This is a genomic window from Enterobacter quasiroggenkampii (assembly GCF_043972695.1).
GTDB classification, from domain to species: domain Bacteria; phylum Pseudomonadota; class Gammaproteobacteria; order Enterobacterales; family Enterobacteriaceae; genus Enterobacter; species Enterobacter quasiroggenkampii.
Map to the genome: position 1 here is coordinate 2,593,086 of NZ_CP143745.1, position 16,882 is coordinate 2,609,967.

15 protein-coding genes are annotated in these 16,882 nt (G+C 56.6%); 4 read left to right on the forward strand and 11 right to left on the reverse strand.

The features are described 5' to 3' along the window. Positions 1–74: 74 nt before the first annotated feature. From V1572_RS12440 to blr, 3 genes are all read right to left on the reverse strand, one after another. Positions 75–515, reverse strand: coding sequence for a DUF2569 domain-containing protein (locus V1572_RS12440; RefSeq protein ID WP_045910336.1), 441 nt, complete (start codon positions 513–515; stop codon positions 75–77). An 86-nt stretch (positions 516–601) separates the two neighbouring features. Beyond that, complete coding sequence (gene ydgT / locus V1572_RS12445; protein WP_013096896.1) at positions 602–817, reverse strand: transcription modulator YdgT; 216 nt, start codon at positions 815–817, stop codon at positions 602–604. 231 nt (positions 818–1,048) lie between these two features. After that, entirely contained in the window at positions 1,049–1,174 is a 126-nt protein-coding gene (blr, locus tag V1572_RS12450; RefSeq protein ID WP_168112406.1) for a division septum protein Blr, read from the reverse strand. Positions 1,175–1,417: 243 nt separating this feature from the next. Between blr and V1572_RS12455 the strand changes: the two genes are divergently transcribed. Then, positions 1,418–2,458: an oxidoreductase gene (locus V1572_RS12455; RefSeq protein WP_045910337.1), complete on the forward strand. Its 1,041-nt coding sequence runs from the start codon at positions 1,418–1,420 to the stop codon at positions 2,456–2,458. A gap of 54 nt (positions 2,459–2,512) precedes the next feature. Here the strand turns inward: V1572_RS12455 and add are convergent, their stop codons facing one another. The 3 genes from add to malX all read right to left on the reverse strand — a co-directional run bounded on the left by add (position 2,513) and on the right by malX (position 6,424). Next, the gene (add, locus tag V1572_RS12460) at positions 2,513–3,514 is read right to left on the reverse strand and encodes an adenosine deaminase (protein ID WP_023343982.1); all 1,002 of its coding nucleotides are present in this window, start codon (positions 3,512–3,514) and stop codon (positions 2,513–2,515) included. Between the two features lie 96 nt (positions 3,515–3,610). Then, positions 3,611–4,783: a MalY/PatB family protein gene (locus V1572_RS12465; protein WP_395299150.1), complete on the reverse strand. Its 1,173-nt coding sequence runs from the start codon at positions 4,781–4,783 to the stop codon at positions 3,611–3,613. 48 nt (positions 4,784–4,831) lie between these two features. Then, positions 4,832–6,424: a maltose/glucose-specific PTS transporter subunit IIBC gene (gene malX / locus V1572_RS12470; protein ID WP_024909342.1), complete on the reverse strand. Its 1,593-nt coding sequence runs from the start codon at positions 6,422–6,424 to the stop codon at positions 4,832–4,834. 179 nt (positions 6,425–6,603) lie between these two features. On the opposite strand from malX, the gene V1572_RS12475 reads away from it, so the two are divergent. Beyond that, on the forward strand, positions 6,604–7,632 hold the full coding sequence (locus V1572_RS12475) for a Mal regulon transcriptional regulator MalI (protein WP_395299151.1): 1,029 nt from the start codon (positions 6,604–6,606) through the stop codon (positions 7,630–7,632). A gap of 98 nt (positions 7,633–7,730) precedes the next feature. Here the strand turns inward: V1572_RS12475 and V1572_RS12480 are convergent, their stop codons facing one another. Continuing rightward, the gene (locus V1572_RS12480) at positions 7,731–9,263 is read right to left on the reverse strand and encodes a YdgA family protein (RefSeq protein ID WP_395299152.1); all 1,533 of its coding nucleotides are present in this window, start codon (positions 9,261–9,263) and stop codon (positions 7,731–7,733) included. Between the two features lie 214 nt (positions 9,264–9,477). Further along, positions 9,478–10,662 (reverse strand): mannose-6-phosphate isomerase, encoded by a 1,185-nt coding sequence (manA, locus tag V1572_RS12485; protein WP_395299153.1) that lies wholly within the window; start codon positions 10,660–10,662, stop codon positions 9,478–9,480. Between the two features lie 199 nt (positions 10,663–10,861). Between manA and fumA the strand changes: the two genes are divergently transcribed. Both fumA and fumC read left to right on the forward strand, forming a co-directional pair. After that, positions 10,862–12,508 carry a class I fumarate hydratase FumA gene (gene fumA, locus V1572_RS12490; RefSeq protein ID WP_028012930.1) on the forward strand — a complete coding sequence of 549 codons (1,647 nt, stop codon included), beginning with the start codon at positions 10,862–10,864 and terminating at the stop codon, positions 12,506–12,508. Positions 12,509–12,690: 182 nt separating this feature from the next. Continuing rightward, on the forward strand, positions 12,691–14,085 hold the full coding sequence (gene fumC, locus V1572_RS12495; RefSeq protein WP_025911542.1) for a class II fumarate hydratase: 1,395 nt from the start codon (positions 12,691–12,693) through the stop codon (positions 14,083–14,085). Here fumC and tus read toward each other — a convergent pair whose 3' ends face one another. From tus to V1572_RS12510, 3 genes are all read right to left on the reverse strand, one after another. Further along, positions 14,086–15,015 (reverse strand): DNA replication terminus site-binding protein, encoded by a 930-nt coding sequence (tus, locus tag V1572_RS12500; protein ID WP_126534401.1) that lies wholly within the window; start codon positions 15,013–15,015, stop codon positions 14,086–14,088. 75 nt (positions 15,016–15,090) lie between these two features. Continuing rightward, the gene (rstB, locus tag V1572_RS12505; RefSeq protein WP_045910344.1) at positions 15,091–16,389 is read right to left on the reverse strand and encodes a two-component system sensor histidine kinase RstB; all 1,299 of its coding nucleotides are present in this window, start codon (positions 16,387–16,389) and stop codon (positions 15,091–15,093) included. Positions 16,390–16,464: 75 nt separating this feature from the next. Continuing rightward, the gene (locus V1572_RS12510; protein WP_045910345.1) at positions 16,465–16,725 is read right to left on the reverse strand and encodes a hypothetical protein; all 261 of its coding nucleotides are present in this window, start codon (positions 16,723–16,725) and stop codon (positions 16,465–16,467) included. Positions 16,726–16,882: the final 157 nt, after the last annotated feature.

Here is a 16,882-nt window from a genome sequence, read left to right on the forward strand (position 1 = left end):
TTTAGCCTGAAATAAAAAAGCCGCCTATTATCGGACAAACACACGCAGGCGACAACAGGTTATCTGTAGGGTTATTACGGGTTCACGAAAGTGTTTTTCACCCGTGTCGAACGTTTGAAGTAGGGCACCAGCAGCGCCGCGGCCAGCAACGGGAAAAGCAGCTGACGAACGGCCAGCGCGTCTGAAACGGGCGAAAAAGCAAATGCCTTCACCGCCAGCAGGACCGAAACCAGCAGCCAGATAATGTAGTGCTTAGGCACATTCTTACGGCGCTTAAAGAAGGCGATGGTCAGCCACAGCGTGTAGTACCACATCCCGATCGCGAAAACGAACGACACAAACCACAACGCAATATTAAGCACGCTTTGCGACATCAGGGTCTGGATGGCGTGGGGGGTAATCAGTGCGGTGGTATAAAGCAGCAGCGCAAGTGATGCGCTTAATAAGGCAACCAGCAGCCATGCCAGTGGGGCGATTAACCAGCCTCCAATGCGTTCTCCAGGCGTTGCGGTCATGAACTCTCCCATAATCTGCGCGAAATGTTGTACAGCCAGTTGGCAGGGCGGAGAGTATATAACATTTCGCGCGGATGGCTACTTTCTTATAAAACGTAACGCCATACGGACTTAGGCACTTCGCCGACGTTGAACAAACGACCACCGGAGACCAGCTCCGCACGGCGATGGTCAGCGGCGCGATACATATTAATGATGTCCTGATTATCCGACAGGGTGTAGTTCAGATGGTCAAACAGTTTTTCCAGGCTCTCAAGCGAATTGATCTTGCGAAATTTTAATAAATAGTCCTGAACTGTCATATTAATAAGTTTCCATATAAAAGTGAGTAATACCAGTTAAGGTAATTCGTTCGAATAATAAACGGATTAATAAAGACGTAAACAGCCCACTCAGGTAACGCGACGAAATTAGGAGTTTTCTTTGCTGAAATTCAGGCATCAGACGATGCCTGGAAGAGAAGGTTAACCGTGTTCACCAGGGCTGGCAATAAGTAACTGACATATTATGTCACTCTTTATTGCAGTAACCGGTTACTTAGGTTGAGCGACGGTGACAGGCTCCGGCGGCTGGTAGTTATCGATATGGCTGGCAACGCCCAGCAAAATGACCGAAACCCCAAGGACAATCCATCCCGCTAATTCAATGATTCGATTAATAATTGACGTCATGATACGTAATTGTACTTTATCCATAAAGACAGGGCGCAAATGTTACAGCGACGTTTCCCTGACGGCAAGGGCTTTGGGAACGGTTCCCTTAAACAAAATCAGTAGGTTAATACTATGTAACAAAAACAATCCGTATAACCTGCTATTTTACGTCATAGGGCACATTATTAATCCGTGGTAATGCCAGGCTAGCCAGTGTGAAATAAGAACGTCATAACAGAGGATGGCACTATGAGTGATAATATCCGCGTTGGGCTTATCGGTTACGGGTACGCGAGCAAAACGTTTCATGCGCCTCTGATAGCCGGGACGCCGGGCATGGCGCTGGCGGCGGTATCCAGCAGCGACGCTACAAAAGTCCATGCCGACTGGCCTTCCGTGCCGGTTGTCTCAGAGCCGAAACATCTTTTCAACGATCCCAATATTGATTTAATCGTCATCCCCACGCCGAACGATACCCACTTTCCGCTGGCAAAGGCCGCGCTGGAAGCCGGGAAACATGTGGTTGTCGATAAACCCTTCACCGTGACACTGTCACAGGCGCGCGAGCTGGATGCCCTGGCAAAGAGTCTGGGCAGGCTGCTGTCGGTGTTTCATAACCGCCGCTGGGACAGCGATTTTCTGACGGTAAAACGGCTTCTCAGTGAAGGCACGTTAGGGGAGATCCTCTTTTTTGAATCCCATTTTGACCGTTTTCGCCCGCAGGTACGAAACCGCTGGCGCGAGCAGGCCGGCCCTGGCAGCGGCATCTGGTATGATTTAGCCCCGCATCTGCTGGATCAGGCCGTCAATCTTTTTGGCCTTCCGGTGAGCATGACGGTCGATCTGGCCCAGCTCAGACCCGGGGCGCAGACAACCGATTACTTCCACGCGGTGCTCAGTTACCCGCAGCGGCGGATTGTGCTGCACGGTACGATGGTCGCGGCTGCAGAATCTGCCCGCTATATTATTCACGGCACGCGCGGCAGCTACGTGAAGTTTGGTCTCGACCCGCAGGAAGACAGGCTGAAAAACGGTGAGCGTCTGCCGCAGGAAGACTGGGGCTATGATATGCGCGACGGCGTCGTCACGCGGGTGGAAGGCGAGGAGCTGGTCGAAGAGACCTTGCTGACGATACCGGGTAACTATCCGGCGTATTATGCCGCTATCCGCGATGCGCTAAACGGCACGGGGGAGAACCCGGTTCCGGCCAGCCAGGCGATACAGATTATGGAGCTGATTGAGCTGGGCATCGAATCTGCCAAACATCGCGCCACGCTCTGTCTGGCATAAGTTTTTGACGTTGTTGTAGGCCGGGTAAGGCGTAGCCGCCACCCGGCAAAGGGTTTACGCGGTTGCCACTTTATCCCGCAGCGCCTGCTTCTCAGCAGGCGTCAGGAAGGCAATTTCCAGCCCGTTAATCTGCGCCTGACGGATCTGCTCGCGGCTCAACCCCGCCTGCGGAGCTGCGATGTTGTACTCGTGGATGATATCCACGCCCTGAACCGCCGGATCGTCCGTATTCAGAGAGGCCAGCACGCCGTGTTCAAGGAACGTTTTCAGCGGGTGCTGCGACAGCGATGCTACGGTGCTGGTCTGAATGTTAGACGTCAGGCACGACTCAATACCGATACGCTGCTCCGCAAGGAAATCCATCAGCGCGCGATCTTCGACCGCCTTCACGCCGTGACCAATACGCTCTGCGCCCAGCTCGCGGATGGCCTGCCAGATGCTTTCCGGGCCAGCCGCTTCACCCGCATGTACGGTAATGTGCCAGCCGGCATCGCGCGCGCGGTTGAAGTGGGAGAGGAACAGGCTACCCGGGAAGCCCAGCTCGTCACCGGCGAGGTCGACGGCGGTGATGGCATCACGATGGGCCAGCAGCGCCTCCAGCTCCTGCAGGCAGGCGGCTTCACCGAACGTACGGCTCATAATGCCGATCAGGCGGGCCTGAACGTCGAAGGTTTTACACCCTTCGCGGACGCCTTCAATAACGGCTTCCACCACGCCTGCAACGGGCAGGTTATGGGTCATCGCCATATAGCCCGGCGAGAAGCGCAACTCGACGTAGTGCAGGCCGTTGCGGGCGGCATCTTCGATGTTCTCAAACGCCACGCGGCGGCAGGCATCCAGCGACGCCAGCATCTTCACGCCCCAGTCAAGTTTGCTCAGGAAGCTGACCAGGTCTGGTTCATTAGAGGTCACCTGTACGTGAGGGATCAAGGACTCAAGGGTCTGAGCAGGAAGCGTTAAATTGAACTGGCGGCCAAGATCGAGGATGGTTTGGGCACGAATGTTACCGTCAAGGTGACGATGAATATCAGTTAAAGGCAGGCGTGTATCAATCATGGTCGCACTCTTTTCTGGTTAAAGTGCGCCATATTATAAAAACAAAACGGGGTAAAAAGCTATTTGCGCAAGGGAATATTCCGTTGCGCAAGTTAATTACAGGAGCGTGTTAATCCCGGCGATGAGGCGTTGAACTCCTTGCTCAAGCTTCCTGCGGGGGCAGCCCACATTTAAGCGCACGAAACCATTTCCCTCTTTCCCGTAGGTATATCCCGGCATAATGGCGACTTTTTGCTGCTCGATCAGCACTTTTTGCAGCGCCCGATCGTCAATGTTCAGCGGGCGCAGATCGATCCAGGCCAGATAGGTCGCTTCCGGTGGCAGCCAGTTCAGTTTCGGAAAAGCGCGGTTTACTTCCTGCGCAATATACGACAAATTCCCTTCGAGATAACCCCGCAGGGCATCCAGCCACGGCTCCCCCTGCTGGTAGGCGGCGATATGCGCCGTCAGCGCCAGCACGGAAGGGGAAGAGAGCCCGTCCCGTCCTTTTAGCGCGCTGAGATAGCCGTTACGGCTCTCTACATCGCCGATCAGGCCGTAAGCCCCCGTCAGCGCCGGAATGTTAAAGCTTTTCGAGCCGGAGGTCAGAAGCGCCCATTTGCCCCGAGCCACGGCGTTCCACGGCGTGTGACGATGTTCTCCCCACACCATGTCCATATGGATTTCATCGCTGATAACCGCCACGTCATAGCGTGCGCACAGTTCCGCCATGTGTGTCAGCTCATCCCGCGTCCAGACCTTGCCGGTCGGGTTCTGCGGGCTGCACAGCAACAAAATTTTGTTTTCCGGTTTCGCCAGCGCCGCTTCGAGGGCCGCCATATTGCCCTGCCAGCCTGCAGCCTGCTTTTCCATCTCAACCGCCACAACACGACGCGCGTTACCCTCTATGGCTTTATAAAACGCATCGTAAGCCGGGGTGTGCACCACCACGCCGTCGCCGGGGGTTGACCAGAGGCGTATCAGTTCAGAGACCATGTAGATGACTGACGGACCATAAACCACGCTTTCAGTATCAATCCGGCTGTTAAAACGCTGCTGGAACCAGTGCGCGACGGCGGCGAGAAACTCGTCGTTTTTCCAGCGGCTATAGCCAAACACGCCGTGACGAATGCGCTGATGCAGCGCGTCGATTATGCAGGGGGCGGTGGCGAAATCCATATCCGAGATGGTGAAGGGCAGCAGATCGTCCGCGCCAAAACGGTCGGCGACGTAGTCCCACTGCGTACACCAGGTGCCGTGTCGATCCACGACGGTGGAGAAATCAAACATGCTTTAATCCTTAACGTAAAACCCCCTCATGATGGGGGGGTGGAGGCATCAGGCTTCTACTGTTCGCATCAGGGTTGCCAGCTCATCTTTCACTGACTGTACCTGCGGGCCGATAACCACCTGCAAATTGTGCTGATTTAACTGTACCACGCCGATAGCCCGGTTGGCTTTCAGGGCGTTGGTATCCACTTTTGACATATCCGCCACCGACAAACGCAGGCGGGTAATGCAGTTATCCAGCGAGGTGATGTTCTCCGCACCGCCCAGCGCCGCCAGAATGGCAGGAGTGTTGTAGCCGGATTTGCCCACGGTACCGGCAACCGCCTGTTCCACGCTGGTGGCCGTATCGGTATCGCGGCCTGGCGTTTTCAGGTTAAAGCGGGTGATGGCGAAGCGGAAGATCCCGTAGTACACCACGAACCAGATTGCCGCCACGACCGGGACCAGATACCACTTGGTGGAGAGGCCGTGCAGGATCCCGAAGACCACGAAGTCAATCACGTTGCCGTCGGTGTTGCCGATGGTGACGCCCAGCACCGCCATCACGGTAAAGCCCAGACCGGTCAGCACAGCGTGAATCAGATACAGCACCGGCGCAACGAACAGGAACAGGAACTCGATAGGCTCGGTGGTTCCGCCCACGACGCAGGCGATCACGCCGGAAATCAGCAGGCCTTTAATTTTATGACGGTTTTCCGGACGCGCGCAGTGGTACATCGCCAGTGCAGCACCCGGCAGGCCGCCGAGGAAGGCAGGCATTTTACCCTGAGACAGGAAGCGGGTGGCGCTTTCGGAGAAGCCGTGTGTCGTCGGGCAGCTCAGCTGCGCCTGGAAGATGGTCAGCGCACCGCTCACGTCGTGACCGCACACCTCCATCGTCCCGCCCGCTTCGGTGAAGCGAATCAGGGCCACCAGGATATGCTGCAGGCCAAACGGCAGCAGCAGACGCTCGCCGGTACCGAAGATCATCGGACCGAAATCTCCCGCGCCGTTGATGATGCGGCCGATGCCGTTGATGCCCATCGCGAAGACCGGCCAGATCAGCGGAATGATCAGACCAAACAGGCCCATCACCACCAAGGTGATAATCGGTACAAAGCGGGTACCGCCGAAGAAGGCCAGGGCATCCGGCAGACGGATATTGTGGAAGCGCTCGTGCAGCATCCAGATAATCACCCCGGCGATCACCGCCCCGAGGATCCCGGTATCAATAGACTGGATACCAATCACGCTCTGAATGTTGTTAGCTTTCAGCACGGCAGCGTCGGTGGTCGGCAGAATGCCTTTCGCGGTCAGCCAGAAGTTAACCGCGAGGTTCATCACCGCGTAACCCACAAAACCGGCAAACGCCGCGACGCCTTTGTTCTCGCGGGCCAGGCCCAGCGGGATAGCAATACAGAACATCACGGGCAGGAAACTAAACGCGAAGGAGCCGACTTTACTCATCCAGATAAAGATCGCCTGCAGCACGGGGGTGCCGAGGAACGGGATCAGCGTGATGACGTCTTTACTGCTGAGGGAGCTGCCGATACCCAGCATGATCCCGCAGAACGAGAGGAGTGCCACGGGCAGCATAAAGGTTTTACCCAGTTGCTGGAAAAATTCCCACAGCGATATTTTTTGTGCTGCTTTCGCCGTCATAAAACGACTCCTTTATTGTTAAAATCAGTTTGTCTGCTTCAATGCTGCGAGAAGATAAAACGTTTTATCAAAGTTTAGTGCGCGCTAAATCACATTCTCAGGCTTTGACTGGTAGTATAAAGATAACGTATTGATAAAACGTTTTACCGATCTCATTTTTCAGGGAGTCACGCCAACACATGGCTGTAGCGAAAAAAGTCACCATCAACGATGTCGCGCTGGCGGCGGGAGTTTCCGTCAGCACCGTTTCTCTGGTACTGAGCGGAAAAGGGCGCATCTCTCCCGCGACCGGTCAGCGGGTGAACGAGGCGGTTGAACAGCTGGGCTTTGTGCGTAACCGCCAGGCGTCGGCGTTGCGCGGTGGGCAAAGCGGGGTGATTGGCCTGATTGTTCATGACCTGACGTCACCGTTCTATGCGGAGTTAACCGCCGGGTTAACCGAAGCGCTTGAAGCGCAGGGGCGGATGGTCTTTCTGCTGCACGGCGGGCGCGAGGCCGGGCAGTTGCTTTCCCGGCTCGATATGCTGCTGAACCAGGGGGTGGACGGGGTGATCGTCGCCGGGGCATCGGGCGTGGGCAGTGAACTGTGCGAGCGCGCCGCCGAAAAAGGCGTGCCGCTGGTGTTTGCCTCGCGCGCCAGCTACCTCGACGAAGCCGATACGTTGCGCCCGGATAACATGCAGGCCGCGCAAATGCTGACCGAGCATCTTATTCGTCGTGGGCATCAGCGCATTGCCTGGCTGGGCGGTAAAAGCTCGTCCCTCACCCGCGCCGAGCGGGTCGGCGGCTATTGTGCGACGCTGATTAAATACGGCCTGCCGTTCCACAGCGAGTGGGTCGTGGAGTGTGAGTCCAGCCAGAAGATGGCGGCGGAAGCGATAGGCGCGCTGCTGCGAAGCAGCCCGACCATCAGCGCTGTCATTTGTTATAACGATGTGATAGCCATGGGCGCCTGGTTTGGCCTGATCCGCGCCGGGCGTCAGAGCGGCGAGGGCGGGGTGGAAACCTTTTTCGGCCACCAGGTGGCGCTGGGGGCGTTCGCCGACGTTGGTGAAAACGCCCTCGACGACCTGCCGATCGTCTGGGCCACTACCCCTGCGCGGGAGATGGGTTACACCCTGGCGGACAGAATCATGCAGCGTATCGACAATGCGGATGTACAGGCCGGGCACCAGATTGTGGCGGCGCGGTTAGTGACGGTGAAATAATATCGCCCGGCGGCGCTGCGCTGGCTCTGAATCGTAGGCCGGGTAAGCGTCAGCGCCACCCGGCAATAAAAAACCCCTCATGCGAGGGGTTTTGACGTTTACTGTTGCGGTGCCGCCGGTTCGGCTGGCACTGCCGGTTCAGCCGGTTCCGGCATCCCCAGAGCAGGCATACCAAACATGCCTACGAAGTCTTCCAGCGGCATTTTGTCGCCGTTGAGCGTGACCTGGCCGTTGGCGTACTGCAGGCTGGTGGAAATCGTGTTGTTGTCCACCTTCGTGATGCGGAACATCTGGCCCATTGCCGCCAGACCTTTCACCTGCTGGTTCGCCAGCTTGCCGGCATCTTCATCGCCGTAGCCTTCCAGTTTCGCAATCTGGGTCATAAACTCGGTCGCCATATCCATCGGGATGGTCAGCTTGCTGTCGAGCGACTTCACGCTGCGATCCACTTCCTGCGCCAGCGTCTGCGGTTCACCCGTTGCAGTGGCCGGATCTTTCAGGAACAGAGACAGATTGAAGCTGGTTTCGCCTTTGCTGTTTTTCCAGCTCAGCGGCGCAACGGTGATCACCGGCTCGCCTTTCAGCAGGATCGGCAGGTTGTTGAACAGTACCGCCATCGCCTGCTGCTGGTACACTTCCGGATTCTGCTGCAGTGCGGTATCGGTCAGCAGCGCCTGGCTCTCTTTGCTGTATTTCTGGCTGAATTCGTGCCACGCCTGGCCGTCGATATTGCCGATCTTCAGCGACAGTTTGCCGGTTCCCAGATCCTGATTCTGTACTTTCAGGCTCTTCAGCGTGTAATCCAACTGGGTATTAATGCTCTTACCGTCTTTGGACACGTCGGATTTTCCGTTCACGTCCATGCCTTCCAGCACGGCCATCTCTTTCCCTTCAACCGCAATGGCAACTTTATCGAGAGACAGTTTCTGATCGCCGATACGCTCTTTGAAATCGGTCATGCGGCTGTTGCCGTCGGCTTTCAGGTTGTTGAAGGTGAGCTGAACTTTTTGATTGTATTCGTTTACGGCGTTGACCAGGCCGCTTTCCGCTTCACCCGTCAGAGAGAACACGTTTCCGTCGCGGTCCGCGTCAAGTTTGAAGTGACCGCCGCTAAAAGCGACTTTCTCATTCTCTTTCTCGTAGTTCAGCGCTTTCAGGGCAATATCAGAACTCGTGTCACCGGCATAGCTGATGCGGGTGTCGATCTCGAAAGGTGAGGTATTTTTGGCCAGGTCGAACAGCGGTTTGGTGACGTCGTTATTCACCAGGACCGTGTGAACGGACGCCATCGACGGGATCAGATTAAAGGACTTCAGCTGCGCCAGCGGGAATGGACCGTGGCTTACCACTTCATCCAGCACCACGCTCTGGCCCGGTTTCAGCCAGCCGTTTTCCGTACCGGCAACCGGCTTCACCACAACCTGCATATGGCTGGTAAACACACCGCGCTCATAGTTCTGGTAGCTCAGCTCAAGGCCCGCTTCCGGCGCGCTGCGCTTAATCTCTCCGTTAGCCTGCGCCACCATCTCAGCCAGACGGCCTTCCAGCTGTTTCCCGGTAAACCAGGAGGCACCCGTCCAGACCACGCCTAACGCTACAATCACTCCTACCGCTACGACCGATTTTTTCATTGCGACTATCCCTAAAATGAAACCAGGCGGTAAAAACCGCCTGGAGATATTAAGCCTGCAACTAGCTTAGCAAGAGTTGTTAAAAAAATCAGTAAGTCCCTAATACCCGTCATACTTCAAGTTGCCTGTGCGTTGGCTTTCCTCGCTCACCCCAGTCACGTACTTATGTACGCTCCTGGGGATTCGCTGCGTCGCCGCCTTCATGCAACTCGAATTATTTAGGGTATAGCTTATTGAAAACGCGCGCCAGGCGGCCGGTGCCACTTACGCTAACCGGAGACTCATTGGCAGCAACGAATGCTGACTCACCGGGCTTAAGCACCAGACGCTGTTCGCCTTTGTGCAGCGTCGCTTCGCCTTCCACGCAGAACAGGATCGCCGCGCTCTCCTGAGCCACAGACGTTTCGGCGCTGCTCAGGTCGTGCAGGGAGAAGGCAAAATCGTCCACCGGAATCGGGAAGTCCAGCTCTGCGCCGTTTTTCACCGGCTGAGTCAGCAGCTCTGCGGCAGGTTTCGCCACAAACTTCACGTTGGCAACCAGCTCGGGGATGTCTATGTATTTTGGCGTCAGGCCCGCGCGCAGCACGTTATCGGAGTTGGCCATCACCTCCAGCGCCACGCCCTGAAGGTAGGCGTGCGGGGTTTCCGCGAACAGGAACATTGCTTCACCCGGATTCAGCTTCACCACGTTCAGCAGCAGTGGGGAGAACAGGCCGCTGTCGTCCGGATAGAATTCGGAAATCAGACGGATGGTCTCCCACGGTTCACCTTGCTGGCTGTCCAGAGCGGCTTTCAGCACCGCCAGGGCGTGGGACTTTTCTTCACCCTGCATATTCAGCAGGCTGGCAAACAGCTGGCTCAGCGCGTCGGCATTCGCGTTTTCAAGGAAATGCGCGATAGCGTTATGGGCACCTGCGACAGGTTGCAGCAGGGAGATAATTTCTGAAAACTCGCGGAACGCATTCATCGCCAGGAACGGCGTCAGCGCGAACACCAGTTCCGGCTTGTGGTTAGGATCTTTGTAGTTACGCTCGGCGGCGTCTAACGGAATACCTGCCGCGTTCTCTTTCGCAAAGCCGATTTCAGACGCTTGCTTGTTCGGGTGAACCTGGATGGAGAGCGGCTGGTCGGCGCACAGCACTTTAAACAGGAACGGCAGTTCGCCAAAGCGCTGAGCCACCTTGTCGCCCAGCAGCGCGGCTTTGTTGGCCTCTATTACGTCACGCAGGCTGCGCACCTGGCCGCTGGCGTCTTCAATTTTTGAGCTGCTCTTCGGGTGCGCCCCCATCCACAGTTCTGCCATCGGCAGGTTGTTCGGGTTCGCGATACCGTAGAGATCCGTTAACGCAGTTTTACTTCCCCAGGCGTAGTTCTGCACTGAGTTAATGAGTTTTTGCATTATCAAGCCCTGATTCAATGATGGAATTAACTCCGGGTATTAAAGCAATAAACCACATGGAAGTAACCTGTGGATGTAAAAAGTCGTACTAGTCTCAGTTTTTGTTAAAAAATTGTGTAGGATAAGCTGACTCGCTTTTAAGCCGGGCAGCGGAACATCTGCCCTGAATAAACAGACCGAAGCAGTAAGTGAGAGAACAATGTCGAATAAACCCTTCCATTATCAGGATCCTTTTCCTCTCAGTAAGGATCAGACCGAGTATTACCTGTTAACCCGCGATCACGTCTCCGTCTCTGAGTTTGAAGGACAAGAGATCCTCAAGGTGGATCCGCAGGCGCTGACGCTGCTGGCGCAGCACGCTTTCCACGACGCCTCGTTTATGCTCCGTCCTGCCCATCAGCAGCAGGTTGCCGATATTCTGAGTGACCCGGAAGCCAGCGAAAACGATAAGTACGTTGCCCTGCAGTTCCTGCGTAACTCCGATATCGCGGCGAAAGGCATTCTGCCAACCTGTCAGGATACCGGTACGGCGATCATCGTCGGTAAAAAAGGCCAGCGCGTCTGGACCGGCGGCGGTGATGAAGCCGCGCTGGCGCACGGTGTTTATAACACCTACACCGAAGACAACCTGCGCTATTCGCAAAACGCCGCGCTGGACATGTACAAAGAGGTCAACACCGGCACCAACCTGCCAGCACAGATTGACCTCTACAGCGTCGACGGTGATGAGTACAAATTCCTCTGTATCGCCAAAGGCGGCGGTTCGGCCAACAAAACCTATCTCTATCAGGAAACCAAAGCGTTGCTTACCCCGGGCAAGCTGAAGAACTACCTGGTTGAGAAGATGCGCACCCTCGGCACCGCGGCGTGCCCGCCGTACCATATCGCGTTTGTGATTGGCGGTACCTCGGCGGAAAGCACGCTGAAAACCGTGAAGCTGGCCTCAACCAAATACTACGACGGCCTGCCTACCGAAGGTAACGAGCACGGGCAGGCGTTCCGCGACGTGCAGCTTGAGCAGGAGCTGCTGGAAGAAGCGCGTAACCTGGGCCTCGGCGCGCAGTTTGGCGGCAAATACTTCGCTCACGACGTGCGCGTGATCCGTCTTCCGCGTCACGGCGCTTCCTGCCCGGTCGGGATGGGCGTCTCCTGCTCTGCGGATCGCAACATCAAAGCGAAGATCAACCGCGAAGGCGTGTGGATCGAAAAACTGGAAAACAACCCGGGTAAATACATTCCGGAAGCGCTGCGTAAAGCGGGCGAGGGGGAAGCGGTTCGCGTTGACCTGAACCGTCCGATGAAAGAGATACTGGCGCAGCTGTCTCAGTATCCGGTTTCGACCCGTCTCTCCCTCAACGGCACGATTATCGTGGGCCGCGACATCGCGCACGCGAAGCTGAAAGAGCGCCTGGACAACGGCGAAGGGCTGCCGCAGTACATTAAAGATCACCCGATCTACTACGCGGGCCCGGCGAAAACGCCTGAAGGCTACGCCTCTGGCTCGTTAGGCCCGACTACGGCAGGCCGTATGGACTCGTACGTCGACCAGCTGCAGGCTAACGGCGGCAGCATGATCATGCTCGCGAAAGGCAACCGTAGCCAGCAGGTGACGGACGCCTGCCACAAGCACGGCGGCTTCTACCTCGGCAGCATCGGCGGCCCGGCTGCGGTTCTGGCGCAGGGCAGCATCAAGAGCCTGGAGTGCGTGGAATACCCGGAACTGGGTATGGAAGCGATCTGGAAAATTGAAGTGGAAGATTTCCCGGCGTTTATCCTCGTGGATGACAAAGGCAACGACTTCTTCAAGCAGATCCAGTCGTCCCAGTGTTCGGCGTGTGTGAAGTAATTCTGTAAATTGCCGGGTGGCGCTGACGCTTACCCGGCCTGGATTCTCGTAGGTCGGGTAAGGCGCAGCCGCCACCCGACACCAAAAAGAGCGCACAAAGCGCCATAACGTTTCTCAGAAGTCATCAATACTTATCCCTTAAGCATGTGAGCAATCCCGACAGTGTTATCAAGGAGAAAGTAATGACAACGGTACGCCATGAGAAAGACTCGATGGGCGCCATCGACGTCCCGGCCGACAAGCTATGGGGCGCGCAAACCCAGCGTTCGCTGGAGCATTTCCGTATCTCGACTGAAAAAATGCCCGTCTCGCTGATTCAGGCGCTGGCCCTCACCAAACGCGCGGCCGCAAAAGTGAACCAGGATTTAGGCCTGCTGGCGGCAGACAAGGCCACCGCCATTATTAATGCCGCCGACGAAGTGCTGGCGGGCAAGCATCCCGACGAATTCCCTCTCGCCATCTGGCAGACCGGTTCCGGCACCCAAAGCAACATGAACATGAACGAAGTGCTGGCGAACCGGGCAAGCGAACTGCTGGGCGGCGTGCGCGGCATGGAGCGTAAGGTTCATCCGAACGATGACGTCAACAAGAGCCAGAGTTCTAACGACGTCTTCCCCACGGCCATGCACGTGGCGGCGGTGATTGCGATTCGCGAACAGCTTATCCCACAGCTTAACGTCCTGAAATCTACGCTCAACGAGAAGGCGCAGGCCTTCCGCGACATCGTCAAAATCGGCCGTACACACCTGCAGGACGCCACGCCGCTGACGCTCGGCCAGGAGATTTCCGGCTGGGTGGCGATGCTGGAACACAACCTGAAGCACATTGAGAACAGCCTGCCGCACCTGGCGGAGCTGGCGCTCGGCGGCACGGCGGTGGGCACCGGATTAAACACCCATCCTGAGTATGCGGTGCGCGTGGCGGAGGAGCTTGCGGCCATTACCGGACAGCCGTTCGTCACGGCGCCCAACAAGTTCGAAGCGCTGGCGACCTGCGATGCGCTGGTCCACACCCACGGCGCGCTGAAAGGGCTGGCGGCGTCGCTGATGAAAATCGCCAACGACGTGCGCTGGCTGGCCTCGGGCCCGCGCTGCGGCATCGGTGAAATCAGCATTCCGGAAAACGAGCCGGGCAGCTCCATCATGCCGGGTAAAGTCAACCCGACCCAGTGCGAAGCCATGACCATGCTCTGCTGTCAGGTACTGGGCAACGACGTGGCCGTTAACCTGGGCGGTGCATCCGGCAACTTTGAGCTGAACGTCTATCGCCCGATGGTGATCCACAACGTTCTGCAATCGATTCGTCTGCTGGCGGACGGCATGGAGAGCTTTAACGAACACTGCGCGGTGGGGATCGAGCCAAACCGCGAGCGCATCAGCCAGCTGTTAAATGAGTCGCTGATGCTGGTGACCGCGCTCAATACCCACATTGGCTACGACAAAGCCGCCGAGATCGCCAAAAAAGCGCATAAGGAGGGGCTGACGCTGAAAGCCTCCGCCCTGGCGCTGGGCTATCTGACGGAGGCGGAGTTCGATGCCTGGGTGCGCCCTGAAGCGATGGTCGGCAGCCTGAAATAATCAACTCGCCACGTACAGGTGCAGCCGCGGAATAATCAGCTGTAGCGGCTGCGCCTGGGGTCGGTAACGGTGCTGGACATTTTCAGCATCGTAATTCAGCAACTCACCAATATCCGGCACGATAGCCCCCTGATCGGCATCATAGAGCGCAATCAGCGGCGTTGGACAGGCATACTGCACCTGTTTTTGCTGGCCGGAATACCAGACGCGGGCGATAGGCTGAACCTTCACCGGGCGCTTAATTTTGAGGCGCGTATCCGCCGGTAGCGAGGCGATGCTGTGGTACTCCTGCTCCAGGCGCTCAATCCACTGCTCACGCGACCACGGTGCGACGGTGCGCGGCGCCTTCAGACTTTTTTCCAGCTGCGCCAGGATCTCATCCCGGGTGAAGTTTTTAATGATGTGCTTATTCGCCCAGCCGAAGCGCAGCGTGGCGGGATGGCGCAGTACCGTCAGCGTACGATAGGCATTCAGCGTAATTAACCCCGGAAGCTGACGGTGTACCCATTCAAACCGGGCGGCAGGGGCCAGGCCCGACTCCTCGGTAACGATCTTCTCAAATGCCGCTTTCAGGCTGTTGATATGGGCAATCTGGCTTTCCAGCGCCTCGCGCGCGGCGGCATCGGTTTGCAGGCAGATCACGCCCGGAAGCCGCACGGCCGCCTTGCTGCTGCGCTGTTCGGACTGCTGCTGGATAAAAAGATGGCGATAGTGTTTCATCGCCAGTTCCAGCGCGGCCTTGCCGATGTGCTGCTTCACGTCGATGGTGTCCAGCGGATCGTGCTCGGCCCCTTTGACCACCTCGGGCAGGGTAAAAACGCGCGCGGCCAGCAGGCGGCAGGTCTGCAAACGTTCTGTCAGGGTCAGCAGCTCGTGTTCTATTTCCCGAAACGTGCTATTCAGCCGTTCAATAAGATCGTAGGTCGCCATAAGTACCCCATCATTAGTTACAACATACTTATCATATAGCACAGCACGCCGGGTCAGGCCAGCGTGCGGTTGAGGTCAGGCAGGAACGGGAAGGGCGATGTTATGGTACACCGGCCAGCTAAAGCAGAAGCGCGCGCCGCCGAGCTCGCTCTCCTCGCAATGTACCGTGCCGCCCATGGCCTGCGCGATAGAGTAGACAATGGCCAGCCCCAGACCACAGCCTCCGGTGGCGCGATCGCGGCTGGGATCGAGGCGGACAAACGGTTCAAACACGGTTTCGCGCGCCTCCGGCGCAATCCCCGGCCCGTCATCCTCTACCGTCAGGCTGGCCTGATTACCCTGCAAATCCAGCCCAATCTGTAGCGTACTTTCGCTGTAGCGCATGGCGTTGTTCATCAGATTGTCCAGCACGCGTTCCATCAGGCGCATATCGAGTGCGCCGTAGTCACCCGGCGTAACGCGCGTCAACAGCGTACGCTGCGGGTTCACGCTCTGAACGTCGTCAATGTGGGTTTGCAGCCACGCGGGCAGATCCGGCGTGCTGAGGTTCAGTTCGTTTTGCGGGCGATCGAGGCGCGCGTAGGTCAGTAGCTCCTCAATCAGCGCCTCAAGCTGGCCAATGTCGCGGTTAAGCGCCTGAGACTCTGCTTCCGTCAGATTCTCACTCATCTCCAGACGATAGCGCAGGCGCACCAGCGGCGTGCGCAGCTCGTGCGCAATCCCGTCGATGAGCTGTTTCTTACTGGCGATAAGGGCATTGATGTTATCGGCCATCTGGTTAAAGGCCACGCCCAAACGTTCAAAGCTGGAACCGCTGTCGAAGTGAATGCGCTCGGTAAAGTGTCCCTCACCAAAACGCTGCGCGGCGGATTCCAGCTTCAGCATGTCCTGCCAGTGCGGGCGCATCCAGATAAAAACCGGAAACGCCAGCGAAATGGCGATAAAGGCCATCAGCGCCATGTCCAGCAGGCGCATCTGATGCAGATAATAGAGATAGGGCACTGGCCCGACGGCCAGCACGTAATGGCTGCGCGGAATACGCTGAATAAAGGTGTATTTCTCATCCAGCGCGACGATGTCCCCGTCGCGCAGACGCTGCATGGCGGGCGGGTCCAGATCGAAATCTTTCAACGGCTCAATGCGTAAATCGAATGACAGATTGAGATCCAGCTCTTTCAGGGTTTTCGCCCAGTCGTGTGGCGGGATCTCTCTTAGCTCGCTGCGCATCAGATAGAGCGAGCTTTTCATCAGGTCGTCCAGAGACTGCCTGCCCGCACGTTCGGCGGTAAATTTATAGACCAGCCCGACCAGCATGGTCATCACCAGGAAGCAGACAAACAGTAAAAGATAAAACTGCACAAACAGCTTTTTCATTGGATCTCACCGAAAAAACGCTATGTGCAGAATATACATGAAAACCCTTCGAGTTTTTCACGTCTGTCGAGCGTGTTACATGGCTTTCGCGCTGTTTTTTACCTTGGCGATGAATTTTTCCGTCACGGCCAGGCCTTCCGCAATGTGCGTATCAATCACATCCGTTCCGTATTCGCTGATGAGGTCCAGCAGTATTTCGTAAGACTGGATGAGTTCCAGCAGGTCAAAGAGCGCTTTTTGATCGGTGCGTGAGGGGGAGGCGTGGTTCAGGGTTGCCTGATTAACAATCCACTCAAGATTGGTTTTTATCGCTTCTACCTGACCGTAGCTATACATAATTCATGAGCTTAAATCCTCATTTCAAGATTTATGTGAGAGATGTCGTGAAAGCTTCACGGCGAAAATGAGTAAAACAATCGCAAGAGCGGGGCGAGCTGAAGAAAGGAGAGTCGAGAAGGTAATTATGGAATAGTTCGCGTGCTTAGCAAGTTAA